This window comes from Halarchaeum nitratireducens (assembly GCF_017874695.1).
Classification (GTDB): Archaea; Halobacteriota; Halobacteria; order Halobacteriales; family Halobacteriaceae; genus Halarchaeum; species Halarchaeum nitratireducens.
In genome coordinates this window covers 36,387-61,736 of record NZ_JAGIKY010000016.1, presented here as the reverse complement: position 1 = coordinate 61,736, position 25,350 = coordinate 36,387, and the positions used below count along the sequence as shown (strand labels likewise).

26 protein-coding genes and 1 pseudogene are annotated in these 25,350 nt (G+C 58.5%); 7 read left to right on the top strand and 20 right to left on the bottom strand.

Annotation, left to right across the window (positions count from 1 at the left end; translation table 11 throughout):
* Positions 1-22: 22 nt before the first annotated feature.
* From J2754_RS14290 to lrp, 6 genes and pseudogenes are all read right to left on the bottom strand, one after another.
* A complete protein-coding gene (locus J2754_RS14290) occupies positions 23-907 on the bottom strand; it encodes an IS1595 family transposase (protein ID WP_211087847.1) in 885 nt (294 codons plus the stop codon).
* Between the two features lie 78 nt (positions 908-985).
* Positions 986-1,372: pseudogene (locus tag J2754_RS14285) on the bottom strand (TrbL/VirB6 family protein); the annotation flags it as partial.
* 2 nt (positions 1,373-1,374) lie between these two features.
* Positions 1,375-2,226: a hypothetical protein gene (locus tag J2754_RS14280; protein WP_211087838.1), complete on the bottom strand. Its 852-nt coding sequence runs from the start codon at positions 2,224-2,226 to the stop codon at positions 1,375-1,377.
* On the bottom strand, positions 2,223-3,875 hold the full coding sequence (locus tag J2754_RS14275; RefSeq protein WP_211087837.1) for a DUF8186 domain-containing protein: 1,653 nt from the start codon (positions 3,873-3,875) through the stop codon (positions 2,223-2,225). The genes J2754_RS14280 and J2754_RS14275 overlap by 4 nt, the downstream gene beginning before the upstream one ends.
* Positions 3,876-3,948: 73 nt before the next feature.
* A complete protein-coding gene (locus J2754_RS16305; protein ID WP_188873132.1) occupies positions 3,949-4,371 on the bottom strand; it encodes a DUF7985 family protein in 423 nt (140 codons plus the stop codon).
* A 961-nt stretch (positions 4,372-5,332) separates the two neighbouring features.
* On the bottom strand, positions 5,333-5,788 hold the full coding sequence (lrp, locus tag J2754_RS14265; RefSeq protein WP_188873133.1) for an HTH-type transcriptional regulator Lrp: 456 nt from the start codon (positions 5,786-5,788) through the stop codon (positions 5,333-5,335).
* Between the two features lie 727 nt (positions 5,789-6,515).
* On the opposite strand from lrp, the gene J2754_RS14260 reads away from it, so the two are divergent.
* Positions 6,516-6,944 carry an RDD family protein gene (locus J2754_RS14260; RefSeq protein ID WP_188873134.1) on the top strand — a complete coding sequence of 143 codons (429 nt, stop codon included), beginning with the start codon at positions 6,516-6,518 and terminating at the stop codon, positions 6,942-6,944.
* Positions 6,945-6,982: 38 nt separating this feature from the next.
* Here the strand turns inward: J2754_RS14260 and J2754_RS14255 are convergent, their stop codons facing one another.
* From J2754_RS14255 to J2754_RS14245, 3 genes are all read right to left on the bottom strand, one after another.
* Positions 6,983-7,804: an IS5 family transposase gene (locus J2754_RS14255; protein WP_188873135.1), complete on the bottom strand. Its 822-nt coding sequence runs from the start codon at positions 7,802-7,804 to the stop codon at positions 6,983-6,985.
* Between the two features lie 642 nt (positions 7,805-8,446).
* On the bottom strand, positions 8,447-9,568 hold the full coding sequence (locus tag J2754_RS14250; protein ID WP_188873136.1) for an MBL fold metallo-hydrolase: 1,122 nt from the start codon (positions 9,566-9,568) through the stop codon (positions 8,447-8,449).
* Between the two features lie 177 nt (positions 9,569-9,745).
* A complete protein-coding gene (locus J2754_RS14245; RefSeq protein ID WP_021780725.1) occupies positions 9,746-10,147 on the bottom strand; it encodes a helix-turn-helix domain-containing protein in 402 nt (133 codons plus the stop codon).
* A 288-nt stretch (positions 10,148-10,435) separates the two neighbouring features.
* Between J2754_RS14245 and J2754_RS14240 the strand changes: the two genes are divergently transcribed.
* Together J2754_RS14240 and J2754_RS14235 are read left to right on the top strand one after the other, a co-directional pair.
* Positions 10,436-11,122: a DUF2270 domain-containing protein gene (locus J2754_RS14240; protein WP_188873137.1), complete on the top strand. Its 687-nt coding sequence runs from the start codon at positions 10,436-10,438 to the stop codon at positions 11,120-11,122.
* A 68-nt stretch (positions 11,123-11,190) separates the two neighbouring features.
* Complete coding sequence (locus tag J2754_RS14235; protein WP_188873138.1) at positions 11,191-11,529, top strand: DsrE family protein; 339 nt, start codon at positions 11,191-11,193, stop codon at positions 11,527-11,529.
* Position 11,530: 1 nt separating this feature from the next.
* Here the strand turns inward: J2754_RS14235 and J2754_RS14230 are convergent, their stop codons facing one another.
* From J2754_RS14230 to J2754_RS14220, 3 genes are all read right to left on the bottom strand, one after another.
* Positions 11,531-12,451, bottom strand: coding sequence for a sulfite exporter TauE/SafE family protein (locus J2754_RS14230; protein ID WP_188873152.1), 921 nt, complete (start codon positions 12,449-12,451; stop codon positions 11,531-11,533).
* Positions 12,452-12,711: 260 nt separating this feature from the next.
* On the bottom strand, positions 12,712-13,473 hold the full coding sequence (locus tag J2754_RS14225) for an SDR family oxidoreductase (protein WP_188873139.1): 762 nt from the start codon (positions 13,471-13,473) through the stop codon (positions 12,712-12,714).
* A gap of 143 nt (positions 13,474-13,616) precedes the next feature.
* Entirely contained in the window at positions 13,617-14,534 is a 918-nt protein-coding gene (locus tag J2754_RS14220; protein WP_211087836.1) for a sulfite exporter TauE/SafE family protein, read from the bottom strand.
* A gap of 87 nt (positions 14,535-14,621) precedes the next feature.
* Here J2754_RS14220 and J2754_RS14215 point away from each other — a divergent pair, with 87 nt between their 5' ends.
* Positions 14,622-15,452 carry an IS5 family transposase gene (locus J2754_RS14215; RefSeq protein WP_209590459.1) on the top strand — a complete coding sequence of 277 codons (831 nt, stop codon included), beginning with the start codon at positions 14,622-14,624 and terminating at the stop codon, positions 15,450-15,452.
* Positions 15,453-15,901: 449 nt separating this feature from the next.
* On the opposite strand, the gene J2754_RS14210 is transcribed toward J2754_RS14215, so the two are convergent.
* The 5 genes from J2754_RS14210 to J2754_RS14190 form a co-directional block, all read right to left on the bottom strand.
* On the bottom strand, positions 15,902-16,162 hold the full coding sequence (locus J2754_RS14210) for a hypothetical protein (protein ID WP_123124766.1): 261 nt from the start codon (positions 16,160-16,162) through the stop codon (positions 15,902-15,904).
* Positions 16,163-18,343 carry a ThiF family adenylyltransferase gene (locus J2754_RS14205; protein ID WP_123124767.1) on the bottom strand — a complete coding sequence of 727 codons (2,181 nt, stop codon included), beginning with the start codon at positions 18,341-18,343 and terminating at the stop codon, positions 16,163-16,165.
* Between the two features lie 5 nt (positions 18,344-18,348).
* Positions 18,349-18,798 carry a Mov34/MPN/PAD-1 family protein gene (locus J2754_RS14200; RefSeq protein WP_211087835.1) on the bottom strand — a complete coding sequence of 150 codons (450 nt, stop codon included), beginning with the start codon at positions 18,796-18,798 and terminating at the stop codon, positions 18,349-18,351.
* Between the two features lie 171 nt (positions 18,799-18,969).
* Positions 18,970-19,347, bottom strand: a complete 378-nt coding sequence (locus J2754_RS14195) for a ubiquitin-conjugating enzyme E2 variant (protein ID WP_123124769.1) — start codon at positions 19,345-19,347, stop codon at positions 18,970-18,972.
* Positions 19,348-19,367: 20 nt separating this feature from the next.
* On the bottom strand, positions 19,368-19,625 hold the full coding sequence (locus J2754_RS14190) for a sumo domain-containing protein (protein WP_123124770.1): 258 nt from the start codon (positions 19,623-19,625) through the stop codon (positions 19,368-19,370).
* 131 nt (positions 19,626-19,756) lie between these two features.
* Between J2754_RS14190 and J2754_RS14185 the strand changes: the two genes are divergently transcribed.
* Together J2754_RS14185 and J2754_RS14180 are read left to right on the top strand one after the other, a co-directional pair.
* Entirely contained in the window at positions 19,757-20,500 is a 744-nt protein-coding gene (locus tag J2754_RS14185) for a TrmB family transcriptional regulator (RefSeq protein ID WP_123124771.1), read from the top strand.
* Positions 20,493-20,945 carry a type II toxin-antitoxin system antitoxin SocA domain-containing protein gene (locus J2754_RS14180; RefSeq protein ID WP_158601464.1) on the top strand — a complete coding sequence of 151 codons (453 nt, stop codon included), beginning with the start codon at positions 20,493-20,495 and terminating at the stop codon, positions 20,943-20,945. The genes J2754_RS14185 and J2754_RS14180 overlap by 8 nt, the downstream gene beginning before the upstream one ends.
* A 276-nt stretch (positions 20,946-21,221) precedes the next feature.
* Here the strand turns inward: J2754_RS14180 and J2754_RS14175 are convergent, their stop codons facing one another.
* The 3 genes from J2754_RS14175 to J2754_RS14165 all read right to left on the bottom strand — a co-directional run bounded on the left by J2754_RS14175 (position 21,222) and on the right by J2754_RS14165 (position 24,968).
* A complete protein-coding gene (locus J2754_RS14175; RefSeq protein ID WP_123124773.1) occupies positions 21,222-22,082 on the bottom strand; it encodes a DNA-binding protein in 861 nt (286 codons plus the stop codon).
* A gap of 588 nt (positions 22,083-22,670) precedes the next feature.
* A complete protein-coding gene (locus tag J2754_RS14170; RefSeq protein ID WP_211087834.1) occupies positions 22,671-24,563 on the bottom strand; it encodes a sensor histidine kinase in 1,893 nt (630 codons plus the stop codon).
* Between the two features lie 144 nt (positions 24,564-24,707).
* Complete coding sequence (locus J2754_RS14165; RefSeq protein ID WP_123124777.1) at positions 24,708-24,968, bottom strand: HalOD1 output domain-containing protein; 261 nt, start codon at positions 24,966-24,968, stop codon at positions 24,708-24,710.
* 121 nt (positions 24,969-25,089) lie between these two features.
* Between J2754_RS14165 and J2754_RS14160 the strand changes: the two genes are divergently transcribed.
* A complete protein-coding gene (locus J2754_RS14160; RefSeq protein ID WP_123124778.1) occupies positions 25,090-25,350 on the top strand; it encodes a MarR family transcriptional regulator in 261 nt (86 codons plus the stop codon).

Below are 25,350 nucleotides of genomic sequence, written 5' to 3'. Positions count from 1 at the left end.
TGTGAAGCACATTGTTGGTGAGTCAGAGAACTGCTTGAACGATCTCCTTGAGTGCTTCTCGGCCGGGTTTTCGGAGGATTCGTCGTCGGAGGTGGAACGGTCTGAGATACGCTGTCAGGTTGTCTTTTGAGACGCCTCGATGCGGCGAGAGCCACCGTCGCGCCAGCGACGCGTGGCTCTCGCAGGTGTTCACGTGCGCGTCTCCATCGACGTACTCACCGTCGCCGTGAATCACTGATTCCCGGTGGAAGTTCTCATCGTCTTCTAGCGGGTCGTAGGCCCGAAATCCGTCGGTATAGACAGTCAGCGACTCCTTCTCGTTGTTTTCGAGAAGGAGTCGCACGGTCGTTTCGTCGGCGGATTTCGCTGGCACGGTGTATCGCTGACCGTTGCCGCGATCAACGAGCGTGAATACTGGCGGTTTGTCCTTGGCGTACGTTCCTCGCCCACGTTTCGAAAGGCCACGCGAGCGCGACGGTTGGTCGCGCTCGCGGCCTTTCTTCCCAGCAGAGACATAGAACTCGTCAATCTCGACCGGGCCAACGAGGGAGACGGCTGGCGCGTCGAGCGTTCTGGCGAACTGCTCGACGCGCCGATGCAGCGACCGGTAGGAAACGTCGATTTCAGCGTCTAACTGGCGGATACTCGTGTTGAACCGAACGAACGAGTAGAACGCGAACAGGAGCTTGTCAAGGCCAATCTTCGCGTGTGCGAAGATCGTGCCGGTCTTGTCGTTGAACGTGCGGTCACAATCCTTACAGAGGTACCGCTGATACTCTCGATAGCTGCCGTGTTTGATCACTGATTCAGACCGGCAGTGCGGGCACTGGAGGCCATCGCGCCAGCGAACCTGCTCCAGCAGGTTCGCGGCGCTCGCCTCCGAGCGTAGCAGTTCAAATGGGAACATATCGGGTGACGCGTTCGCGTCACCCTTGCCCGCTACGCTTTCACAGCGACAGCTCTCCTCGACCAACAACCTGCTTCATAAGAGCGAGAGCGTAAGTACAGCAACCCAGTACCACATGATGATGAGGAACGCACCAACCCACGCCGTCTTGCGTGTTCGTCGCGACTCATAGGTGCTCCCGATATTGAAGATCCGGATGAGATGCCGGCCTTGTACGCAGACCACGAGCAGGAGCAATGAGACAATCATGATTTCGCCACCAATCAAGGCATGATGGATTGACTCCCACGGTGCGTTCGTCGGCTGGCCGAAGACGAACGCCCCGTCTGTCTGCGGGGTCGGTGTTCCAAACATGTGGGTTGAGAGCTGCTGGTAACCGGTCGTGAGGCCCTGCATGAACAGGCCGGTGAACCAGCTGACGGCGTCCTTGAACCCCTGTAGAACAACGCCGATCAGATCAACCATCGTTACTGCCTCCTGACCATGAGCGTGCAGTTGTTGAACTTCTCAGCCGCCGAGTAGCGGATGTCGTACGTCTTTGAGACCGAGGAAGCATCGGGAGCGGCCTCAAGCGACAGCGTGAACGTTCCCTGCTGAACACTCTCCGTACACGTCGTCCCACTACCGGGGACGAAGGCGAACGGAGAGCGAGAACTATAGAGTGTCTTCTGATCTCTCGGACCGAAGGTTACCTTCGAAGCTTCTGAGTCCGACTGTGGGTCATAGATCCCGCTCACGTCTGAGTCATCGGCGTATCCGGTGCCGTCTTCCCCGCTTGGATAGGGTGCCATCCCGAGGAACAACAGTTGCGTAACCGAAACTGGTCCACTCCCACGATTCTCAACGACCACGTACGCCTCGTCTGCAATCTCCCGCTCAGTCCCGTTCCACATCCTCTTGGGGTTCTTCCGTCCGATGCCCATCTCGATAATCTGGAGGTCGGGACGAAGCGATCGCGTCGTCGTGCCGATGGTCTGGTCGTCGTTGACAGCGACGAGCTCGTAGTCGCCGGGTGTGTAGGTGGTGCCGAGGTCGAAGGAGACGCGACTCGTGCCCTGCGCGACGTCGCGTGTCCCGAAGAGCGAGCCGTTCGGTTTGACGAGGTTTACGTGCTCGATGTCGGCGCTACTCTCGAGCTCGACGACGAGTGTCGTTCCTTGGACGTTGAGGCTTGCAAATGGTCCAACAGGAGTGGTCGTTGAGGAACTCGACGGTTCGGAGGTCTGGGTGCTGGTGCAGCCGGCGAGGGCGGCGAGGGTGAGACTGCCGAATGCTTGGAGGGCGCTACGACGGTCGATTGAAGCTGGGTTGTCAGTCATGGGTTTTGGAAGCGATCAAGGCCGAACATGCGGAGGAGACGCTGGCCGGCGTAGAACATCACGACGAACGGGAGGAGTTTCCATCCGGTTGTGAACACGAGGTTGAACCAGCCCGAGAGCGTGCCGAGCGGGTGCCAGCGGACGCTCGCCTGAGTACGCACATAGGCGGGGTTGGCTCCAAGCCACGACTCTGGCTGGTACTGGGCGGTGTAGATGCCGGGCTGCGTGAGCGTGACGACGGCAACCCCCGAACGATTCGTTTCGACGTGCTGGTCGCCGATGGCGATGTAGCCGGTCGGTGACTGAGCGAGTGGCCGGCCACGCTGCTCCTGCGAGAGGTCGATTGGCGCACCCGTCTGGTTGTCGCGTAGTTCGAGACGGACTGTGGCCGCCGAGACATTCTGCGAGAGGACGGTCGCAGTGAGGGAACTCTCGCGGAGGTGGCGTGTCGACCCGGCCTGGGGCTGGAAGATGGTCGCGTTCACGCCGCGGACGATCCCTGCGACGTGCAGCGCCTGCCGGTCAACCTGCTCCGCGCGGACAGCAACCCCGTACGTCGTCGTGTAGGAGTGGTTGACGACGTCAATATGGACGTCCTCGCCGAGTGTCGGGGTGGGTGACGACCGATTGATCCCCCACGTCTCGACGATTTCTGGGCCGGTTCGGACGGGTTCAGCGACCGGCCCAATCCGCGACGGATACGCGTGCACGGAGACCGGAATTGCGTCGGACTGGGTGCGTGTTTCGCCGTTACGTGTACTTGTGACGAGGGTGTCCCAGCCGGTGTGGCGGGCGGTGTAGAACCGCCACACACCACGCACACGAGCGCTCCCGGTCTCGGTGAGCGTGTACCCCTGCCACGGGCGCGACTGGAGGATCGCGACGCCCGCGTCCCCATTCGGATACGTCGCGTAGTAGGGGTACGCCGCGAGATTATACACCGACCCACTGAGCGAGTCGGTAACCGTGATGGAGTCAGTCTCCGTCATTGTGCTCACGGTGTTCCCGTTCACTGTCGTGGTCTGCTCGATACGAACCTCGATCGTCGCGTGCAGCGTCAATGTCGTCGTGCGGTCGTTCTGGAGCTGGTAGTCCAGCGTCGGCGTCTGCGTCCCGGTACTCGAGGCGATGGTGTCGCCGTCCTGGGTGAGCCAGACGCGCGAGATTTGGTGCTTGGTAAGGGACCAGTCCGCACTCGTGCTCGGGTAGCGAACGCGGTAGTCGACGAGGCCGCGAAGCGTCCCGTCCGGTGCGAGATACGTGCGTGTCTCACCGGATGCGAGGTGTGCTCGCGTCGTGGGTTGGGCGGCGAAGATCGTCGCGTGAGCATCCGCGATGAGGGTACCATCCTCAAGGTCGGCGTTCTCCGGGTGAAGCGACGTCTCTGGACCACTAGCGTGGAGATCGCGGAAGTCGTGCTTGGTCCACGTCGCGGCCGTCTTGGGCGGCCGCGTGAACGTGATGTCCGTCCCGTTCGCAAGTTGTTGGAGGGCGGTGCGGTGCTCGCCGTAGTGCTGAGAGTACGTGGATTCGTTCGTGTAGTCGTCGGCGTCGTGCGACCAGAGGGTCGCGGACTCGTTCTCTGTGAGGCCGTTCCCTTCCGTGCCGGGGCGGGGGTGGTTCGCGGCGGCGAGTCCGGTGACTGTCACGAGGAGGAGGACGCCGGCAATCGCTATCGGGACTGCGCGTGACGGGGACAACAACGTGGAGGACAGATTTGAGCTACCAGGGGACGAGGTTCACACACTGTGCGAGCGGCAGGTTCATCATCGACCCCGCGACCGTGTAAAGCGGGCCGAGGACGACGAGGATGGTGGCGGATTTGAGCGCCGAGCGTTTGTGGCGCTTTAGACCCTTCTTCTGGTCGGGGCTCAGCGTGAACATATCGATCAGGGAGTTCGCCTGCCAGACGACGGCGAGCCCAACGATGCCCAGCGCCGTCGTCAACTGGAAGAATCCCTCAATCATGCTCGGGAGGTTGTCCGCGCTACAGACCGCTGTCTGTTGGGCCGCGACGGGTTCGACAGCGACGAGGCTGAATAGGAGAAGCGCGCTTCCGATGCGTCGCAGTAAATTCCGGGGATTTCGCCCGCGTTGAGAGGCGTTTTGGCTAGTGTCAGTGGTTGCTGATTCTGAATCCGTCACCGCAATCCACCCCACCGTTTCCAGTTAGTGGTGGCCTCGTCGGTTGTCTCTGCCCGTTCTGTGGTTTGTATAGCATCGTGGGGTCTACCGATCTCCTCTCGATGCATTCTCCTGTAAGTCGATAGAGATGAATTAAGAATCTTATGACTCCTATACCTATGCAATTAATAGAAATTTAGTCGAATATTAAATAGTATATTATATAATTCACTTTTTGAATGTCCGACCGTGTGCGATGATGTGGATCTCATTGGTATCTGTTGATTCTCCTATCGGCATACACTCGCTATTCTGCCTCTATTGGAATTGACATTAACGAATAAGGATGGTGCCGCTGGTCGTCAAGTGCCGGCCTAGACACTAACTACAGGGGAGCGACTGAACCGTAACTACAGACTAGGTACAAACTGCTTGGTGTACGAAGGGGCACTTTTACCCAGATAAGGGACCTATCCAAATTGGATTGCTCAGGGAGACGATCCAATAGGGGGGAGTAGTCTTCTACAGCAATCCACGAAGGAAGCACGCTATTTCGCAGGTGGGTATTGGAACCACCATCCACCTGCATCTTCCGCTCAATACGCACACACCTAACGGCTGTTTTAAGTATAGGATTATAGAAACAATAGAGTCTCAGCAGAGCCACTATTCTAGAATCGCTATCTACGGATCAATCGGGTTAAAGACGGAGTTCATAAACCCGCTGGTGTCTCTTGAGGAGTGGTGAGTGGGTCGACAAGCAGGGTCGACCCACTATGGGTAACACGTGTGGCACGGGCCGGAGTTAGCATGGTCAATTGACTCCCGGAGTCTCACCGTATCTATCCGTGCTGGCTCTACTATCCCTGACACACGCATAGTATATATCCTTTCTCCCACTTGTTGGGAGTTTTTACTTGGGACAGGCGGAAATCCAAAAATAGGTACCTCTGTTCGTCAATCAACGGAGTTCAAATGTGTGCTAGTCGGTATTGAGATCGAATTGTTCGTTCTCGGCAGTGGCATTGAGCACGACGCTGGTCGCGGACTCGGCGATGTCGGCGTCGCCGAGGAGTTCCTTGATGAGCGTATTCATGTGGTCCGTGTCGTGGAATTTCCCGATGGCGATGATGTCGTAGTTCCCCGTCACTTCGTAGACGGAGATCATCTGGTCATGTGCGCCAAGTCGCTCGGCGAGGTCGGGAAGTGAACCTCCCTCGGCTTTGAGTTGGAGAACAGCGGTGACGTCATAGCCGAGTTTATCGTAATCGACGATCGGCGTGTAGCCCGTAATGACGCCCTCTTCCTCAAGCTCCTGGAGGTGATTTGAGATAGTCGTCACGGAGACGTCGAGTTCCTCGGCGAGACTGCGGAGGCTTGCGCGGCCATCTCCGAGAAGCTCGTTTATCAGCTCAGCATCAATATTCTCATAGGCCATATCATGAGCCACGTTTGCAGCCCTGTTAACAGATGGTATTCAAACCCGTTTGGACTGCGGTTACTCACAACGCTTAGGCGTAGAAACACGGAGTGATGTATTGCTCAGTGGGGTTCTCTCGCCAAGGCGAGGTGCAACCCCATCGCAGTGGTGTCCAGCCAGTTGAGGTTGCACCCTTGATGGCGGCTATCGGTAACGAAGTACGCAGCCATGACGGACTGCTGGAGTAGCCCTAGCTACACCGAGGCCCTAACTAGGCCTGATACCGACAGCGCCAGCACTGTCAACAGCCAAAGTGAAAAATATATCGACGGTAATACTGGGAAATCCAAGCGAGGATGAGCTAGTTCTACCAACTCCAGCACCTGCTACAGCCTCAACAAAGTAGTATAGACTGTATCACGGCTCAGAAGACTCGTAAACAGCCCTTAGTCGGGAATGAGTGTGCGGAGGTCGCGCACGTCCACGGTGTCGTTGAGGTCGTCAAGCATGCCCAATACGTCTGCGCGGCGGTCGTCGGGTCAATGCGGTCAGTGCTATACTCGGTTCTCATGCAAGGCTGACTACGTTCCGACGGAATACAGAGGTATTCGGCTCTGTTGAAATCCTCTTCTTCAGACAAATTCTCACCTGAAACAGCTGGTCGATGAGAGATGCGAACTGTTCGACAACTCTACTTTAGAGTAATAATCAAAGATTAATAACTCTTGAATAACAGACGTGAGTTATGGAAAAGCATCCGAAACCACAACGAGGGACAAACGGGGATGTGATCTGGCACCGAGTGGGGGCATACTTTATCGACTCAATACTCATGGGGCTAATCTGGGTTGCCGTTATACTCGCCGGGACGCCCCTCGGCGACATCGGGTTCCTCGTGCTGGCGTTCGCGGGACTGGTCGCAACATTGGTTTACGGGTTTCTACTTGAGGGACTGTACGGCTACACGCCGGGGAAATATCTGCTTGGACTCGTCGTTATCAAGTCCGACGGCTCAAACTGTACAATTGGGGCGTCAGTCCTGCGGAACCTGTTGTGGATCGTTGACGCACTCCCGACGTTGAACCTCGTCGCAATGGTGTTGATACTGCTTACGGATGATAACCAACGGGTCGGTGACCTCGTCGCAGATACAGTCGTCGTCAAGCGACAGTAATCAAACCGAGTCGTAGCTGTTTGCCCTGTATTGACCGTTCAGAGTGATCGGTCGATATTGTGACTGAGACAGGTGATGGTGAGTTCACGGAACTGCTTCCACCAACGTCGTGAGCGGACGAACGCACCGTACTTCCGCTTGAGCGTTGAGTTAACCGTCTCTAATTGACTCCGCTGGCCGTAGAGATCAGTATCTAAGCGCGCATTCCATTCCCGGTGGAGTGGCGTGAATTCACGATGCTTAATCAGTGGCCGAACCTCGTGTTGCCGGGCAAGTCGCCTGATTTTCTGGTCGTCGTAGCTCTTGTCACCGAGCAGAATGTCAATATCCTCGCAATTGCGCTTGATCAACGATGGAGCGATCTTGCTATCGTGTTTCCGAGTCGTCGTCACGTGTAAATCGAGAATCGCGTTTACCTTCGCATCAACCAGCAACGTCACTTTGAGCTGCTGAATCGTGAGTTCGGCTCGTTTCGTGTAGTGTTTCGAGGTGTGACTACGGTCAAACCCTGACGCATCAACTCCAACAACACCGCTTGTCGGAAGTGGCGTCGCTGAGAGTGTCAATATGACACGCCATACAGCCATATCAAGCCGATTGAACGCCTTACAGAGCGTTGACGGCGTAGGAAGTTCAGCCAATCCGAGGGCGTGACGAATTCGCGGCATCTCGATCAGTTCATCAAGCAGACCACGATAGGTCGTGTTCTTTCGAACCTTGAGACAGAGCATAACAACGTGCTGCGGAAGTGTGTAGCGGTGTTTGGAAAACTTCGAGGAGTATCGAGAGACCGCTCGGCGTGCCAGATGGATTGCCTTCTCAGTAAACCGGAGAATCTTCGACTTCGGGAGGGCCTTCATCCCGTAGGATTACACGGTGAACATGTAACTCTTTGAGGATTTCAACAGAGCCAGTTATTCCTAATGTGACCTCCTCCTCGCCGTGAACGGCGAGGCTTCCCACGGTACCGCACCGCTGATTTGGGATATTTGCTGGTTTACGACCTGTCGGTATGACAGGCCGATGGCGGGGTCGTTCGAAAGACGCGAGCGTCTTTCGTGATGTCGTCAGAACGCGAAGCATTCTGACTGCTAACCAGAAGCCGGAGACTTCTGGTGATGCCGAGAGATCAAAGATCTCTCGAACCACCACACCGCCGTTACTCCTATCCCCGGCAGGGGGATTCGAAGTTATCTTAACCGAGACACCACAGCGGTTCGAGAGTGTGTCTCGAACATTCTGAGCCTCGGAGTCCCCGATATTGTCCGATTAGGTGGGCGGTCATGCCGCCTCGGTGTACGTCATACTACGACACGATGCTACTTAATATCCGTAGGAAGCTGATGCGTGGTTCGTGGAGGTGTTGTCGGATTCACTCCCGTCCCCAGAACGCGGAGTGTTCTGGTGTGCGAACGAGACGCGAAGCGTCTCGTCAACGCCGTAAACGGCGGGATTCTCTCCCCTGAAGAAAGATAGACAATACTATGCGTGTTCGTCTGCGTTCAGTTTGCAGCGCAGTTATTCGGGCCGAGTTCGAGGGCTTCAGCGTCGCCCCCTGGCTGTTCCTTTCCCCAGTTGATCTGCTTAATCTCGTTGTAGTTCGCGGGCTCCTCGGAGAGGCTCTCAACGATCGTTTCGACGAACGCTTCCTCATCGTCGTCGGCGACGAAACTCAAAAGTTCGTTCGTCGTCTCAGCCCGAAGTTCGCCGAGTTCAGTAGCGATCGGACGGGTGGACTCGTCGCTGAAGTGCCCCGGAAGAACGATAGTTGTCTCGTCGAGGTCGGTGAGTCGATCAAGACTGTCGAAGAGTTCGCTCGCGGCAGTACGGATGGCGGCCTCCGTGGAGTCCTCAAGGTCGGGACGGCCGACGCTCCGCAGGAAGAGCGTATCCCCCGAGAGAAGTGCATCACCGAAGGCGAAGGAGATACTCCCGGGCGTATGTCCTGGAGTGTGGTGAACATCGAGTTCGCGCTCGCCGATGGCGATGGCGTCCCCGCCCTCGAGTTCGGTCACCTCGTTGAGGTCGCCTGCGTCCTCATCGTGGAGGTAGTAGGGGACGTTAAGTTCACCGGCGAGTCGACGCGCACCCGAGATGTGGTCGGCGTGTGCGTGCGTATCTGCGACACCGACAACTTTTAAGCCGCGTGCGTCTACGACGTCGAGATACTGATTGATGTACTGTGAGGGGTCGACGACGACTGCCTCGCCGTCGTCGTGGACGATGTACGAGACGCACCCGGTTCCAGGACGGACAATTTGAATGACGTCGTCAGCGGCGCCGTCGTACTCGCGGTGCACCCGTCCCCATCCGTTCATTCCGTCGTCGACTGACTTCGCGTCGAAGCCCTCCTCCCGAAGGAACTCAGCGGCGCGCGCGGATGTGAGACCGCCGACACAGACGACGGCGATTTCCTGCCTCTCGGGAAGATCCTCAAGGTGGTCCGCGAGCGTCGAGAAGTCGTGATCCAACAGTTCATCGTAGATCGGGAGGTTCGTACTCGTCGGAATACGCCACTCCTCGTAAGCGTCTTCGTTCCGGACGTCGAGGACGAAAAGGTCCTCTGTGTCGTCCTCCTCCACACGTCGGGCAACCTCTGATGGGGCAATAACAGTATTGCTCATCCCACACATTACTACACAATACAGAGGGATAAATATACTGCCCAGCAAGACGGCTTCTGGGATTGCTACGGCTGAAGAAACTCGCTAGTTGATAGCTAGTCGGATACAGCCCTGCAATTCAGAGAGATATATTCAAGTATGAGGTTAGTAGCAGTCGACTCAGTACGTTTAGATCGATCAGCTCTCTGCGGGCGCGCGCTGGCGCTGCTCGCTGTATTTCTCGTCAAACTCGTCGATGAGCTGGCCCATTTTCGCGTACCAGTCGTTGAGCGTGCGCTGCATGTCTTGGGCGATCTCCTCGCCATCACGAGGTTTGTAAACGTGGTAATAGCCGCCCTGATCGTAGTTCACCTGCTCTTTCTGGATGAATCCGGCTTGCAAGAGGCGCTGAACTGAACGATATGCGGTCGAGCGCTCCCGGTCAACTCGCTCGGCAACCTCGTCGACCGTCAGCGGTTCCGCGCTGTCGCAGAGCATCTGGAATATTTCTTTGTCGAGCGCCTTCAGATCGTGAAAGCACTCCAGCAGCCCCTCACACTCCATATCCTGCCGGAGCATCTCACTCATTGAATCAGCCATTGGTTGCTCATATTACGGCCTACACACGCAAAAGTGTTTGCGTGTATGATACAATACTGGAGCGAGGACACGGCTGCACATACCTGCACTACACTGCGGTTGAAAGAGGAATGGGACGGCGATCACAGAGCTGTCGTGTCCATGTATCACTACGGATCGGGCACAACCGGCAAATCATATGGCTGGCAATGTGCATTAGCTACTACACTAGAGAGTGAAGATGACGCAACACTCCCCCTATCCTACGAACGCACCACACATCGCCGGCCGACTCAAAATGGGACGACAATGACCGAGGACACGACTGACGAGGCGGATCGCGACGTCGGGAGGGGACTCTTGGATGAGGAGATGGGGCCGAGCGGCGCGATGGCGCACCTCTACCGGGGCGAGATCCACCGGATGAAGTACTGGCGCGAACGCCTCGACAAAACCACCAACTGGGCAGTTATTGTTATGGCTGCCATTCTTACGTGGGCGTTCTCCAGTCCCAACAACCCACACTACATCATCCTCATCGGCATTGCGATGCTGGGCGTCTTTCTCACGATCGAGGCGCGACGCTACCGGGGCTACGACATCTGGCGCTCGCGCGTCCGAACCCTCCAGGAGAACGTCTGGTCGGTCGGCCTCAACCCCGAAACGGACGTCGTCGACCCAGAGTGGCGCAAGCGACTCGGCGACGACTACCGCGAACCCGCGGTCAAGATCACCGCCGAAGAGGCTATCGCACACCGCTTACGGCGGATTTACCTCCCACTCTTCGCAATCCTCCTCGTCGCGTGGCTCGTCCGTATCACCGCCTTCTCTCCCGAGTCGTGGCTCCAGACCGCAGCCATCGGGATGATTCCGGGGCTCGTCGTCATCGGTCTCGTCGCCGCGTTCTTCGTCAGCACACTCATCATCGCGTGTCGCCCTCGGACGTGGCATACGCGCGGCGAACTCCTCGACGAGCGCCTCCGAAAGGACGAGTAGGCGATCTCGGTCTTTCGACGGCACTCGACCCCCAGTCCTTATCGCGAACTCGGGCGAAACACGAACGTATGCAGGCCGTCTTCCACCACTCGAACAACGATGCCGAACTGCACGCTCGGGTCGTTAACAACGTCATGAATCTCCTCGAGGACGAAACTATCGACCTCGACGACGTCGCGCTCGTCACGAACAGCGGTGGCCTCCAACTCGTCACGACCGACTCCCCGGAGCGAGCACGAGTCGAACGCCTCCTCGAGCGCGGCGTCACAATCAAGCAGTGTCAGAACACCATCGAGGGGACGGACGTCACGGCGGCCGACCTCATCGACGGCGTCGAGCTCGTTCCGTCCGGCGTCGGAGAGCTCACACGCCTCCAAAGTGATGGGTACGCCTACCTCACACCGTAGCTCAGAGTAGCGCGGGGATGGTGTTACGGAAGATGTTGAGCGAGATGATGAAGAGGAGCGTGATGACGAACCAGTTGAAGCGCCGCTGGTCAATCTCGAGGCGCCGCAGATAGGTGCCGAGGAGGAGGCCGACGATCGTGACGACAGCGATCGTCGAGCCCAACCAGATCCGATACGTCGTCAAAAGATCGGTGAACAGCGCCATCTGAACGAGACGTACCGTGAAGATGATGCCGAGAACCATCGAGAGCCCGCCGATGTACCGTTCGGTGTCGCGCTCGAACGTGTGGAAGTACGCCGGGAGGAGCGGGCCGAGGTTCGACGCCGCGAGCAAGAATCCTTCGAGGAAGCCAGCGGTGCTGAGCGCGATCGGGTGGTGTGCTTCCTCAATAGTGACGAAGTTCTGCACGACCTGGAAGACGACGTAGGCGAGAATGATGAGGCCGATGAGGAACGGCACGATCGGCCCGGTGTTGTACTGTGCGAGGAAGTAGACACCGACGACCGAGCCGATGATCGCCAAGGCGACCAGAATCCACTCCTCACGGATGAAGGAGACGCCGGTCTTCGTCTCGCCGACTTGGAACATATTGATCATCCACGGTGGAATTGCGAGCACCACGACGGCGAGCGTCGGGTCAATGACCGAGGCGAAGATTGGCGTCGTGATTAGTGCGTAACCGAAGCCAAGCATGCCTTTGATCGCGCCGGCGACGATGGCGACGACAACGAAGAGAGCGAGTAGTTCGGTCGTCACAGTCGACTGTACACCCTTCGTGACGTTCCCCCAACCCGGGAAGAGCAGAATCGAACCGGCGAGGACAGCGAGTGTCGCGAGGGACATCATCACCTCCCGATAGTGGAAGGCACGGAGGTTCGTCAGGAACTGCTGCGGGTCAATAGTTGGTTCGCGTGTACTCATATGAATCAGAGCGATGGACTCGGATATCATGAGATAGTGGCTGTACGCCTAACCATATCGGTGAATCAGCAATTCGGGCAGTAATGCACGACGTGACGCCGGCGCTGATCAGTCCTGTCCGTGCTCAGTGAGGCCGAAACCCTGATTTCGCTGCTCCTATGGGCGTCATAGATACCTGCGAATATCGCACCTTAGCGAGCGGCGAAGCGGTACAACAACAGCGTGATGCCGACGATTCGACCAGTCAGGGGACGAGGTGTCTATTGTGCGAGGTAGCCACCATCAACACCGAGGGCCTCACCAGTAACGAAGGACGCGTCGTCGTCACAGAGCCAGAGGACAGCGCTCGCGACCTCCTCGGGTGTGCCGAGACGGTTCATCGCGTGCTTATTTGCGATTTGTTCGCGGAGCTCGGAGCCCTCTTCCATACCGCCCTCGCGGAGGAGTGGCGTGTCGATAAAACCGGGACAGACGGCGTTCACGCGGACACCCGTCTCGCCGTTCTCGAGGGCAGCAGTCTTCGTCAGTCCGAGGACACCATGTTTCGCGGCGACGTATCCGGAGGAGGTTGCGAAGCCGACCTGCCCGAGGATTGAGGAGTTGTTAACCACGACACCACCGGCGTCCTGTTGTTTCATCTGCGCGATCTCCGCCTGCATACACTTAAAAACGCCGACGAGATTCACGTCGATGACGCTCTCCCAGCTCTCGGCGTCGTACTCCTCAACCGTCGCACTGTCACCGCCGATACCGGCATTGTTGAACGCATAGTCAAGGGATCCATACTCCTCAACGGCGGCTTCAACCATCGCCTCGGTCTCCGCGGCGTCAGTGACGTCCGTCTCCACGAATAATGCATCGCCACCGTCGGCTTCGATGTCGGCGATGGTCCCCTCGCCTCCCTTGACGTCGACATCCGCGACGACGACGCGTGCTCCTTCCGCAGCGAATTCAAGAGCGGTCTCTCGACCGATCCCAGATCCACCACCCGTCACGAGCGCCACAGAGTTATTAGCGACCATACTACAGAATCTATCGCGTGATGTGAAAAATATCGGGGGCAGTTCTCATACCCCACGATCGGGAGTTGACTGATGACGCGAAGCCAAGCTGATACTGCTACGCTCCGAGTGCTACACTGTGGCTGAGAACGTGGTATAGAGGGTTAGGATGTGGTGAGCCGGCACCACGTGCTGGATGCGTTACTGCGGAGGCGGCAGACGGCAGCGAGAACGACGGCGCCGCTCACGAGGAACGCGGCTCCGAAGATGAGCACCGTGCTCACGGTGTTGAGGGCCGCGATGCCGTAGATGTTCCCCAGTTTGTTTGTCGCGACGGCAAGACTGCCGGCGAGCAACATTGCGGCGAAGTAGCCCTTGATCTCGTCCTCGTCGACGAGGTTCGTGGCGCCCGCACCGATGCGGGCGCCGAGTGCGCTTCCAACGAGCAGGAACGCGACAACGGGCAGGGCGACCGCTCCGGACTGCGCGTAGGTGAACGCGCCGAAGGCGCCGGAAATCGTGATTTGGAGGATGTCCGTCCCGACGGCAATGGCTGCCGGGATGCCGAGCCCGTACATCATGGCGGGCATCAGGAGGAACCCGCCGCCGACACCGAGGAAGCCCGAGAGGACGCCGATAACGAGACCGATTGCCGCGACGATCACGCCGGAGACGCGGACGTCTCCACGGAAGGTGACCATCGGCGGAATTTCGATTGCTTGGACGCGTTCGGCAAGGTCAAGGCTGGCCCCGCTCTCGTCGTCGCTCTCGTCCGTCCAGGCGTCGCGGAGCGTGAACAAGCCGACGAGTGCGAGTAGGCCGACGTACGAGACGTTGATAACGAGGTCGGCCATGCCGGTCGCCTCAAGGAAGAATACGACGCTCTTCCCAAGTTCGATGCCAGCGGTCATCGCGGCAGTCATAATGGCCGCGAGTTTGTAGTCGACTTGGCCGTGGTCGCGGTGGCGCAATGCGCCGATGACGCTCGTCCCGAAGACAAACGCAAGCCCACTGCCGACGGCGACTGTCGATGGGTACCCGAGTACGAGCAGTGCGGGTGTCACGAGGAATGATCCGCCCATCCCAAAGAACGGCTGTGTTGAATCACTAGACGGCGTCGGGATGGGGCGCTAAATCAAAGGAGTTGAAGCGGAGAGATTCGGTTGCCTATGACACAAATCTCCCGCTTCACTGGTGAGATTGTGCCGATTGCCCAAGTTGTTACCGGTGATGGAGACGAATCCGCCGCCCCGGAAGGTGGCGGCGGATTCGCCGACTATGCCCTTGTTTCCCTGCATTGTCTGCGGATTTACCTCGACACGTCCTACCGAATGACGATTGACCTGTTGAAGGAGATGCCACAAATAACCGGGGAGATCGGCCTCAACGCGGCCGATCTCCCCTCGCCCTCCACCTTGTGTAAAGCATTCGACCGGATCAGTATGAGCGTCTGCCGAGTGCTGCTGCGCCAGTCGGCGCAGCTGCACGACCCCTCGAAACACGGCGCGATCGACGCTACATTCTACGAACGCTCAGCAGCGAGCCGCCACTACTGTCAGCGAATAAGCTACCGCGTGCAGAAGCTGAAGGTCACGAAACTCGTCGATACAGAGACTCAAGCAGTCCTTGACGTACACTGCTCAACGACTCGGGAAGGAAGCGATGCAGACCTCGCTGAGCAGATCGCCCGCCGGAATGCGGGCGATCTGCGGTCTCTCGCCGCCGATAAAGGCTATGACAAACAGTCACTCCGCGAATCCCTTCGTGACCTCGGGATTCGCCCGCTCATCAAACATCGCATCTTCGCACCATACGACCACGCGCACAACGCCAGAATCGACGAACAGCGCTACAATCAGCGCTCTATGACCGAAACCGTGAACTCGGCTGTGAAGCGCTCGCTCGGCTTCGCCGTGCGAGCGCGTTCGTGGTTCCGTGAGTTCCGAGAAATCGCGCTGATGTGTGTCGTCTATAACATCAAGCGGGCTGTGAAACAGTGAATTCCACCGCCGTATGGCGATTCAACACAGCCGCTGTAACCCACCTACCGTACAATCCCGTCAACCGCGACAAATGAAATGATGCGGACAAGATGGAAGGCATCTACAGATGACCCGATTCGATGCCGAGGGCGCAGCAGATAATGTGCCGCGTTTTATGCGTCGTGGTTCAACTAATTCACGACGACCGGCTCCAAAATGATAGGTCCCGTCGGGAATCCGGGCGGGCGTACTCAAGTCCTGCGAATAGAAGAAGCACCAACAGGCATTCTTCGCCGACGCCGCGCTCGACTACTTCGACTGGACGGACGGTGAAGCGGAACTCGACACGTACCGGGCCATAACCCAAGACGAACTGGGAAACCGTCCACGCACTCGAAGGTTAGGTGACAGAGTTAGAGGAGGCGTTCGAAGTGTTCCGTAAGCAGGTGCGCCAGAACTGGGGTAGCCTATCGTGGTGTGAATACGAACCACCGCAGACCTGCGACGAGTGTTCCAACAATCACCTGCATAATGACTTGTCCTACCGATGTCGGTGGGAGATACTTGATGAAGAAATACTGGAACACCATCTGCACGAAGTTCCCGTCGATGAAATGAGGGAACGCGTTCATCAGCGCCAGGATACCTGCCCCGTAGATGTAGAATGCGATAGGATTAGTGAACGGCCCCTTGATCCAATATTTGAACAGTCCAAAAACGTAGCCCATCTACGCATCCCCTCGGTACAGGTTCACCGCACGTTGAGTGATCGTATACCTATTGGAAGCCTGCCGCCATCCGATCGGAGCGTACTCATGATCGCCTTTTTCGATATCGCTAGCTTCGATCTCTTGCGCGACCTCGTCGAACAAATCCATCCGGTCTTCATCCTCGTCCAGATCGAACCGTGCCTTGATCGCCTCGAGCACTTCGTCCCCGTCCAGGTCTTCAGTCTCGATCTCCAGCAGATCGACGACAAACTCCCGCGCGTCCTCATCCTCTCGGAGATGATCCAGTAGTCGTTCGACTTCCACATCAAGGACAGCCTCCAAGTCGTCGGAAACACGCTCCCGCCGGCGTTCGTGGAAAATGAACGACCGGCCTCCACGGGGCTCGTGCTCCTCCACGAGTCCCACCTCATTCACCAAGTTGTCGATATGGGTCCGCGTCGCCTCGTCCACCTGTTCCAGGATACGCCGCGTCCGCACCCGCTGTTCGCTTCCGGAGACAGCACCCGTCGCGTACAGATACGAGACGACAGCCGCCTGCTGTTCTGCGCTCCGATTCGCTGGGTACGCCTCATTGATGTATTCGATGATCGCGGCTTCGCCCCGCGTCTCACCGTCCCACTTCGACCGGTAGAACTCCCGAACGTCCTCGTCTTGACAGATGCTACACTCCGGATTGGCGTTCGCGGGATAATGCATCGCTTCCCGCGGTTCGGACAGCATATTGTGCGTGAACCGGTTGTTGACCGTGTGATCCGGGAAATGGCGGTCCTTGATCACCTCGCCTGCCAGCAGGATGCCGGCCGTCACAGGGAGGAACGGGACCGGCACCGCCATATCCGCTCCGCCGAGGTCGACGTGGCCGCATTGCTGTCGGAACCAGTCACTGAACCGTTCCCCCGGTTCCGGCGGTGCTACCTCTCCAGTCCCTTGTTCTTCGATGACGGATACCTGGTCCGCTGTGAACGCCTCGTTGTTCGTATTCATCCGAACCAGCGTATCAGCATCGAGTCCGACCGTCTCCGCTAACGCCGCCATCTCTCTTTCCACGCCGTCCCCGCTCCCGACGTGCTTACACGCCAGGCACTGTCCTTCACCAAACTCTACCCGGAGTACCACATAATCGCCCTGCTGGTTCGTCGCCGCGTCAAGCACCGTCTCCGGCAAGTCCCACTGAATCTGCTTCCGCGCCCGCGCAGTATCCACCGTCGAGACCGCCAGCCGGAGTTCCGAACTATCGACCGTATCAGAGTACTCCTCGTACGGGACCGGATGGGAGTGGATCGACGACCCGAAATCCGGATGCGCCTCCATCAGTAGACGCTGGGACACGTCCGCTTTCATTGCCCCCACATCGTCCGCATACGCCCAGAGATATCGGTTCAAGTTCGACGCCGACACCTCATCGCTATCCACAAGCCGGACCGTCCCCTGCAAGTCTGATAACGTGCTGAGCGCGTACACCAGCGCACCCCCACCGGCCCCCACACCGATGACATGGAGGTCGTCCACATCCACGACATCCGGGAGAGCCGGGTTCGCTGGGTCGGTCGGATCAACGGTGTAGTTAAAGGTGGAGAACGTGACGTCGTCTACAGGGTCGACCGGGGTATCCAGGTTCTCGTCGCTTGCATCGGCAAGAAGCAACTGCTTGAACACCTCCGCACAGCCTATACAACCGGCCGTGTGCGCGCCAATCGGGTTCGGCTCATCGCCGAACGGATCGACAGCCCCGGTAGTTGATGTATGCACCAGCCATCCGCGGGAACTCACGCCCACCTCACCAGCAGCGCCAGTAAATTCGCCGTCGCCAAGATGAAGCACCGCATCATACGCATCACGTGATACTGCATCGAACCCGGCCGTGACTGGCGATCCGATGTTCTCATTCAGGGCCACCACCGTCTCCCCGATATCGTCTGCTCGAACTCCCGGCACGAAGACTTGCCGCTCGACAGACTCGTCGGCTTGGATATCGATCCGGTCGACCATCGGCGCCAACCGAGCGAGCAGGTTGATGGCGGTGAAGAGTGCGGTCTGGCAGTTCTGATTGTCCGTCTCCGGTACGTCAACGAGGACCCGATAGCCGGAGAACCTGTCTAGATTTTCCTCCGCACCGAGAATCGTCCGGAGTGCGGTCTCAGTCCGGTCCGAGTTCCAAGCAGTATCTGGCTGTGACATCGATTTTACACCTCCACGACAGTATCCTCGATCACGAACCGATCCACTACCCCGTCGTCATCCAGTAACTGCCACCCGCTGTCCCGTGTGTACGTGTAAACGCCGCAGTCCCGGAGGTCGTACACGGGCGTGGCCCCGAAATCCGGGATGACGATGGACACGAACCCCTCGTGGAAGCTTACCGCCTTCTCTTCGTCCACCGGTGAATGCCGTGCACGGCCCGGATGGGAGTGGACTTGCGCCAGCAGAATCTGGTCGCGTGCCCGGAGCTCTTGGTTGATCTCCGTCATCTTCTCCAGCGGGACCTTCACCCCGCCGTGCCGGGATTCGACCCGCGGATAGACGCACGTCGACACGTACGCCTCGTCACCGGCGATCGCCCCGGCCCAGAACACGTAACACTCGTGGTCACGGTTCCCGTGCTCCTCAACGTACCGCTGCGTCTCCTGGAGCACTGCGGTCGGGATATAGTACTTCTCTATATGATCCGTTACACGGCGTTTTCGCCGACCCTGTGCAGGGGACTCATACGCCCGTGGCGGTAGTGAGGGCGCAGGTTCCTGAACAGGGGCTGGTTCTTCGGAAGCGGTGAACAGGTCGCGGAGTCGATCGAGTAGTTGCATCGGCTATTTCCTCATGAGATGATAGATTTTCTGGAGCGTGGTCGTCAGGTTGAACCGGTCGGGATCCCAGTCTTCCCTGCGCTCGTCGTGGTTGAACGCAGTGTAGCACTCGCGGGTGCCGTCGATACAGATGCCCTTGTCCTCGTTGATGTTCGGACAGTTCGGCCACTTCTCGGTGAACTGGTAGGACGGGGCCTGCTGGGGGAAGTTATCGAAATTCACCTTCAGTTCGTACGCCGTACCGTCCTTCGGACAGGGTAGCGTGACGAACAGGTTGAGCCCGTCCTCCTCCAGCTCCCACCCGTACTGGTTGGGTAACGGCGACGATTCGAGATCGCCGACCTGCTTCTGCATCTTCGTCTTCGACAGTTCCTCGTCCATGTAATCTACCGACCTCTGTCTCAGATCACTTCGGGCTCAGGCTCGAGGACCAGTTCCGCACCGTCGGGGATGTCCAGCTCCTCCAGCGTCTTCCCGCTCGCAAGCGGGTCACCGTCGTAGACCAGCTGGTACTCCTCCGACTCGTCCGGATCGATATTCAACCGGCCCATGACCGAGGTCTTCAGCGCCTGTATTTTCTGTTTGACCGGGAACTCGTCCTCCAAGTCTCCGCTACTGCTCACGATCGTGAGCGTGATGCGGTTGTCGTCTGCACTCATCTGGGGAACACCTTCACCCCATACTTGCTGCCGAAGGATATATAAGCGCTTTCTGACAACTACAGTTCGTAGGTAGTACCCCACTACTTCAAAGTCGAAGTAACGATGTACCACACCTGAGTTGATGTCCCATGGAACAACTACGAGATGCACTCCAGGCATTCGGCTGGACGAAATACGAAGCCGCGTGTTACTCTGCACTCGTCCGGTTCGGTTCGATGAAAGCCAGCGCACTCGCGTCCGAAACCGACATTATGCAGTCAAAGATCTACCAGCCCCTCAACAGCCTGGAAGACGACGGATACGTCCGTATCACCGACACTGACCCGAAGATCTACGCCGCCCAGAACCCGCAATACGTCATCGAACGCGAAGAACGCAAGTTCAACAGGGAGAAGCAACAGATACTCGAGAAGCTGCAAGAAGGATGGGAGATCGGCGAAGAATACAGCAACGAGGACGACCGCGCCTGGGTCGTCAAGGGCCGCGAGGGCAAGACTATGGAACTCAGCAAGCTCATCGACAACGCCGAAAACACCCTCCGCGGCTTCGACAGCCGCTTCATCCAAGCACCACGCGATGCACTCGAAGCACTGGAAGAGCAGGCCGAAGACGGGCTCGACATCAAAATCGTCGGCCCATCACAAGCACGGAGCCGGCTGCAACGACTTGCGAAAGCTGGCGTAGCCGTTCGGGAACTCACCGATATCACGCGGACATCGTACTACATCGCGGACGGAGAACGGGTGCTCATGAATCTGAGCAACGGGAAAACGACCGTAACGCTTGATGACGCCGATATTGTAGGAATTATAAACAGCGACTTCGAAGAGACATTCAAGGAGGCGGCTGAGGTGACCAACAATGATGATTGACCGCCAGCTCATCCCCCTGACATTGCTACACGCTAGCAATGAGCAGGAAATCGAAGGGCGGACTCGGCTGCAGAAGATGGTGTTCCTGATTCAGCAGGAGTTCGAAGAACGTGGCGAAGACTTACCGGGTACGTACCAGTACGAGCCGTACGACTATGGCCCGTTCGCCAAGACGCTGTACGACGACATCGAATATCTGGAGGAACGGGACATCATTGACGAGTCAAAAGAGACGATTGCAGAGGAGGATGGGAAGGTGAAGTACAACTACGAACTGGGTCCGCGCGGCGAGGAAATCCTCCAGGAGTGGCCGGAAGAACAGGTAGAGATAGTGTTGGAGGTCGCGGAACGGATTAAGAGCGATTTCAACGATATTCCGTTGCTAACTCTTTTGGACCACGTCTACTCAGAATATCCGAAATACGCAGAAAATAGCGTTCTGTAAGCTTTCGTCGTACCAGCGCTCGAATCATTCTACTGCCCCTATACAGTTGGACACCCATCCCGGATAGGTTGGTTGACATCGTGCTGCGCCTCTCTCCGGTGTCCATAGACACTACCGTCGCCGTTTCGTTGTAAGGGGTTCATCAAACTCCGCCACTAGTAAGCAAGGTCGTGGCTGCGCGCGCAGCGACCGCAGGGAGCGAGCACGGAGCGGTGGGTGGGGCGGTGGGGCTTGGGCAGGTCCGGCACACATCAAAAAAGAGGGTACTCAGCCCTCCTATTCTTCCCACCAGCGGCGGTCGCGCTCTGGGAAGACGATCATACTGTTGTAGGTCACGGCGAGTGAGCACCGTCCCTCGTACCAGTTCTTCTTGACTGCCCGCATCCGCACGGTGTCACCTTCCTGGACGAAGGCAGGCTCCGATTTTCGCCACGAGGTGAACTTGATTTTCCCGGTGTCGTCCGCGACCAAGCCCACCTGAGCGATCTTCGGGCTGGAAGCATCCCAGAGCTGAACGACTTCTCCTTCGATGCTCACCTCGTCGGTCTGCACGTCCGGGATGTCCTCAATCGGGCAGATCGCGCCGGGGGCCGCCTTGAGCGCGTCCATCGTGTCGAACACTGCTTTGGTGATGTCCTGCCCCTTGGCGACCCGCTTTGCGAGTGCCCGCGAAACGGCTGCCCGACTATGACCGGTGCGAAGCCGCTGTGCCATCCGGTCTGCTTCCTGGTTCACCTGCGCCAGCTCCATCCGGGAGAGGCGCTCGCGCGGATCCGTCCGGTCCGGGGTGCGTTCCTCCCGCTTGCGCTGCCGCCGTTCGGTGACGACCTCGCGCGTTCGCTTCGCCCGCCCCTCTTGGGTGCCGAGTTCTGCCTGGGCGCTGATGTGGTCCAGTTCGGCCTCCCGGGCGCGAATCTTCTCTTCCTGCGCGAGGGGCAGGTGCGAGAAGTCTTGGACGATGCCGTCGGGGTGGTTGGAATCCACCTTCGCCTGCGTTTCCTGCTGAACCGTCGCCCGGAACTCCGGCTTGTCGTCGACGACCTCGAAGCCGTCCTCGTCGACGCCGGCGTCTTCGGTTCGTTCGAATGCCTGTTCATCCACCGTAACGACCTTGCGACTCGAGTTGTTACTTGACATTGGTATCCTCCAGATACCACTGAAGGCGCTTGCGCGCCGCCACCGCGATGTCCCAAGCATCGCGGTTTTCCGACGATGTCGACGTCCGATAGCACCGACTGCGCGCTCTCGCTCGCGCCTTCGCGAGCGCCCTACCGGGCGCGAGCGAGAGCGCGCCCGAGTGCGGCGACCCCAACCAGCGCCGCGCGCCGACCCGCCCGGAGCGAGCGGCCAGCGGAGAAAGCGTGGGGGGTGAGCAGCCACGCCGCGCAACCCCCCGCGCTTTCCCGCTGGCGTCGAGGGCACATTCATTTTAGCCCGGCAGCCCGCCCGCTACCGCAGGCAGGCAGCCCGGAATGGTCGGTCGCGAGCGACGCGGAGGGCGGCAGCGGCGAGCGGGGCGGGCCGTCACGGACACACCTGTCCAGCCGGCCGCGCCGCTCGGCGACCCAGCTACCGTCCTGGCGGACTTAGAAAGGGCGAGGCCGCCTCGGTCGTCCCCCGACCCCGCAAGCACCGCAGGGACGAGGAGCGCAGCGGTGGTCGCGGGACGTCGAGCGGCCGAGGGCTTTCATATCCGTCTCCTCACGCTCTCAATATTGACCCGGATTAGGTGCCTGAAACCTCGAACCGGGCCCCACCGTCTGTGCCCTCGGTGACCTTGATCTTCCACCCGTGGGCTTCGACGATCCGTTTGACGATCGCGAGTCCGAACCCGGTGCCGTCCGGGTTGGTCGTATACCCACTTTCGAAGACATCGTCTCGTTCGTCTTCTGGGATACCGGGGCCGGTATCTTCAATGAAGAAGCCACCGTCGATGGAGCCAACGCGAACCGTGACTCCGTCGCCGCCGTGTTCGATTGCGTTCCGGTACAGGTTCTCGAACACCTGGATGAGTCGACTACGATCCGCGTCGATCTGGACGCTCGACTCGACCTCGAGCGAAGCGGATTTGGTTGTGACGTTGGTCCAGGCTTGATTAGCGACTGCACGAAGCTTAACCGGTTCCGTCTCACCGACGGCATCGCCTTCGCGAGCAAGTGTCAACATGTCTTCGATGAGCCGTTCCATCCGATTCAGTGCACGGTCGATGGCGTCGACGTGATCTATCTCACCAGTCATTTGGATGAGCTCTAGGCGACCCTGTGCGACGTTCAGCGGATTCCGGAGATCGTGAGACAGAAGACTGGCGAACTCCTCGAGGCGGTCACGCTCCCGCCGAATCGTCGCCTCTGCTGATACCCGCTCAAGGGCGGTCACAACGTGGGTTGCCAGCATCTCCGCGACATCCTCGTCGCGTTCGACGAACGCACCCGGCTCCGAGGCGAACACCTGTAGGACACCGTAGCCTTCGAGCGGAATACTCAGCAATGCTCGGGGGTCCTCACCTGGTTGGGGGTCAGATTCAGCCCCGCCATCGCGGATCGTCGACGTGGCTGCCGACCGCGTGTCGGCGAGATCGTCGACCCGAAGGACCGTGTCGGTTTGATAGCTCTGGCCGGCGTACCCGAACGAGAGCGGAACCGGATCACTGGCGTCGACGCCGTTAGAACCGGAACTGGCAGCTGGCACAAGCTGATCACCTTCTACCACGGCAACCCGGGCAACGTCTGCACCGAATAACTCGACAGCGCCGTCAGCAGCCCGTCGGTGGATCGCTGCTCTGGAATCAGCCGCGGTGATGTCAGTAGCGATCTTGTGGAGTTGGGTCACCTTCGTCGTATGTTGCTGGAGCCGAGTTTCGGCTGCCTTCCGGTCGGCAACATCCTGAATGACACCCGTAAACAGGTGGTCGTCCGCAACCGCATACTCGCCGAAGCTAACCTCCACAGGGAACTCCTCTCCGTTCGCTCGCTGGGCGACTAATTCGAGCCCCGCCCAATCGAGCGAACGCTCATCCGTTGATAGATACTGCGTCATCGCGTCCCTCTGTGGCTCCTGCAGTCGGTCGGGCAGCAGCGTCGTCAGCGGCTCCCCGATGAGCGACGCTGGCGAATATCCAAAGAGCTCCTCGACGGCGTCGTTCGCATACCGAATCGTACTCGACTCGTCGATCGTAATGACTGCGAATGACGAGTTTTCGGTCAGGGCGCGAAACCGCTGTTCAGACAGTTCCAGCTGCTGTTCACGTGCTTCCAGGCCGGTCGCATAGTAGCCGAGCAGAATTCCAGCAGTCATAAAGATCCCAACGTCATTGAGAACGAGGACGATCGGTTCGCCGGCTGGAACCTGTTCGAGCGAGATGATGAACAGCACCCAGAGGGTGACGGCCACGCCGACGAGTGCGCCACCAAGGATCCACATAGCCAGCTGAATAATTCGGCCGACTGGATGCGTTCGTGCCAGCCAAATTCCACCACCGATGAGTCCAAGGCCGACAGCAAACGGGAGGGATACTTCGATAAAATCGACAAGAGGCGTGTCGGTATCAGTAATCGCGCGGCCAAGCGTCAGCGATAAGAGGACAAACCCAAGGGTGGCGACCGACCACTGACTGGCCACCCGATACACCCGATTCATTCCAAAATATTACGATATGGTGACCATTTAACAGACGTGGTCGCTAGGCGTCGGTGGTTCGGCCGATCACATTGTAAATCAATGTGTGCGGCCGGTGATCGGAGATCCCACACGACGGTCATCAGACTACTGCTGCGCCGATTCTTCCGTTTTGGCAAGCAGGACGTTGACGCTATCCGGCGTCACCGCGAGTCGGATGCCCTCGACCGTGAACCGCACTTCGACGTCCTCCTGTGACGAGTTCACGAGCTGGTCCAAGGCGTCGATGTCGATATAATCGTGGAGTTGGAAGGCGTCATTATCGAGACCACACGCCTCCAGTGCCTCAATAATATCAACGAGCAATTCACTCGATGTGGCCGGACTGTCCACTGGTGGGGAAGCCATCTATGCGCTTGGGACATAGTATGGCAGCGGTTTAAAAGGTTAGGAGTCAACCAGAGAAGCTTGTCGCTTTGCTACTTGACTTAGCGCGTTTGGGATAGCGTCGGCGCAACCAGAAGCGATTATGCGCTTTGACGCCGACTGGATGTCTCGTGCTGATGACCGCATTCTAGAGCATCTTTCTGACGACGGCCCCGACACCCCGAAGGAAATGGCGGACAGCGATCGCGTGCGCTTCTCCCGCCAACACATCAACGCCCGCTGCAAGACGCTGGTCGAATACGGCCTTCTCGTCCACCTCGGCAACGGCGTCTACGACATCACACGAGAGGGTGAGCAGTACCTTGCTGGTGAGCTCGACGCTCGTGACCTGGAGTCCGAATGA

Bases quoted from the DNA above. Each gene is read 5' to 3' on its own strand.
- J2754_RS14195 (WP_123124769.1), bottom strand. From the start codon at position 19,347: ATGGACGAGGAACTGTCGAAGACGAAGATGCAGAAGCAGGTCGGCGAT.
- J2754_RS14235 (WP_188873138.1), top strand. From the start codon at position 11,191: ATGCAGGCCGTCTTCCACCACTCGAACAACGATGCCGAACTGCACGCT.
- J2754_RS14280 (WP_211087838.1), bottom strand. From the start codon at position 2,226: ATGACTGACAACCCAGCTTCAATCGACCGTCGTAGCGCCCTCCAAGCA.
- J2754_RS14240 (WP_188873137.1), top strand. From the start codon at position 10,436: ATGACCGAGGACACGACTGACGAGGCGGATCGCGACGTCGGGAGGGGA.
- J2754_RS14185 (WP_123124771.1), top strand. From the start codon at position 19,757: ATGGAACAACTACGAGATGCACTCCAGGCATTCGGCTGGACGAAATAC.
- J2754_RS14215 (WP_209590459.1), top strand. From the start codon at position 14,622: ATGACACAAATCTCCCGCTTCACTGGTGAGATTGTGCCGATTGCCCAA.
- J2754_RS14190 (WP_123124770.1), bottom strand. From the start codon at position 19,625: ATGAGTGCAGACGACAACCGCATCACGCTCACGATCGTGAGCAGTAGC.
- J2754_RS14225 (WP_188873139.1), bottom strand. From the start codon at position 13,473: ATGGTCGCTAATAACTCTGTGGCGCTCGTGACGGGTGGTGGATCTGGG.
- J2754_RS14230 (WP_188873152.1), bottom strand. From the start codon at position 12,451: ATGAGTACACGCGAACCAACTATTGACCCGCAGCAGTTCCTGACGAAC.
- J2754_RS14250 (WP_188873136.1), bottom strand. From the start codon at position 9,568: ATGAGCAATACTGTTATTGCCCCATCAGAGGTTGCCCGACGTGTGGAG.
- J2754_RS14175 (WP_123124773.1), bottom strand. From the start codon at position 22,082: ATGTCAAGTAACAACTCGAGTCGCAAGGTCGTTACGGTGGATGAACAG.
- J2754_RS14205 (WP_123124767.1), bottom strand. From the start codon at position 18,343: ATGTCACAGCCAGATACTGCTTGGAACTCGGACCGGACTGAGACCGCA.
- J2754_RS14255 (WP_188873135.1), bottom strand. From the start codon at position 7,804: ATGAAGGCCCTCCCGAAGTCGAAGATTCTCCGGTTTACTGAGAAGGCA.
- J2754_RS14220 (WP_211087836.1), bottom strand. From the start codon at position 14,534: ATGGGCGGATCATTCCTCGTGACACCCGCACTGCTCGTACTCGGGTAC.
- J2754_RS14180 (WP_158601464.1), top strand. From the start codon at position 20,493: ATGATTGACCGCCAGCTCATCCCCCTGACATTGCTACACGCTAGCAAT.
- J2754_RS14160 (WP_123124778.1), top strand. From the start codon at position 25,090: ATGCGCTTTGACGCCGACTGGATGTCTCGTGCTGATGACCGCATTCTA.
- lrp (WP_188873133.1), bottom strand. From the start codon at position 5,788: ATGGCCTATGAGAATATTGATGCTGAGCTGATAAACGAGCTTCTCGGA.
- J2754_RS14290 (WP_211087847.1), bottom strand. From the start codon at position 907: ATGTTCCCATTTGAACTGCTACGCTCGGAGGCGAGCGCCGCGAACCTG.
- J2754_RS14245 (WP_021780725.1), bottom strand. From the start codon at position 10,147: ATGGCTGATTCAATGAGTGAGATGCTCCGGCAGGATATGGAGTGTGAG.
- J2754_RS14165 (WP_123124777.1), bottom strand. From the start codon at position 24,968: ATGGCTTCCCCACCAGTGGACAGTCCGGCCACATCGAGTGAATTGCTC.
- J2754_RS14260 (WP_188873134.1), top strand. From the start codon at position 6,516: ATGGAAAAGCATCCGAAACCACAACGAGGGACAAACGGGGATGTGATC.
- J2754_RS14210 (WP_123124766.1), bottom strand. From the start codon at position 16,162: ATGGGCTACGTTTTTGGACTGTTCAAATATTGGATCAAGGGGCCGTTC.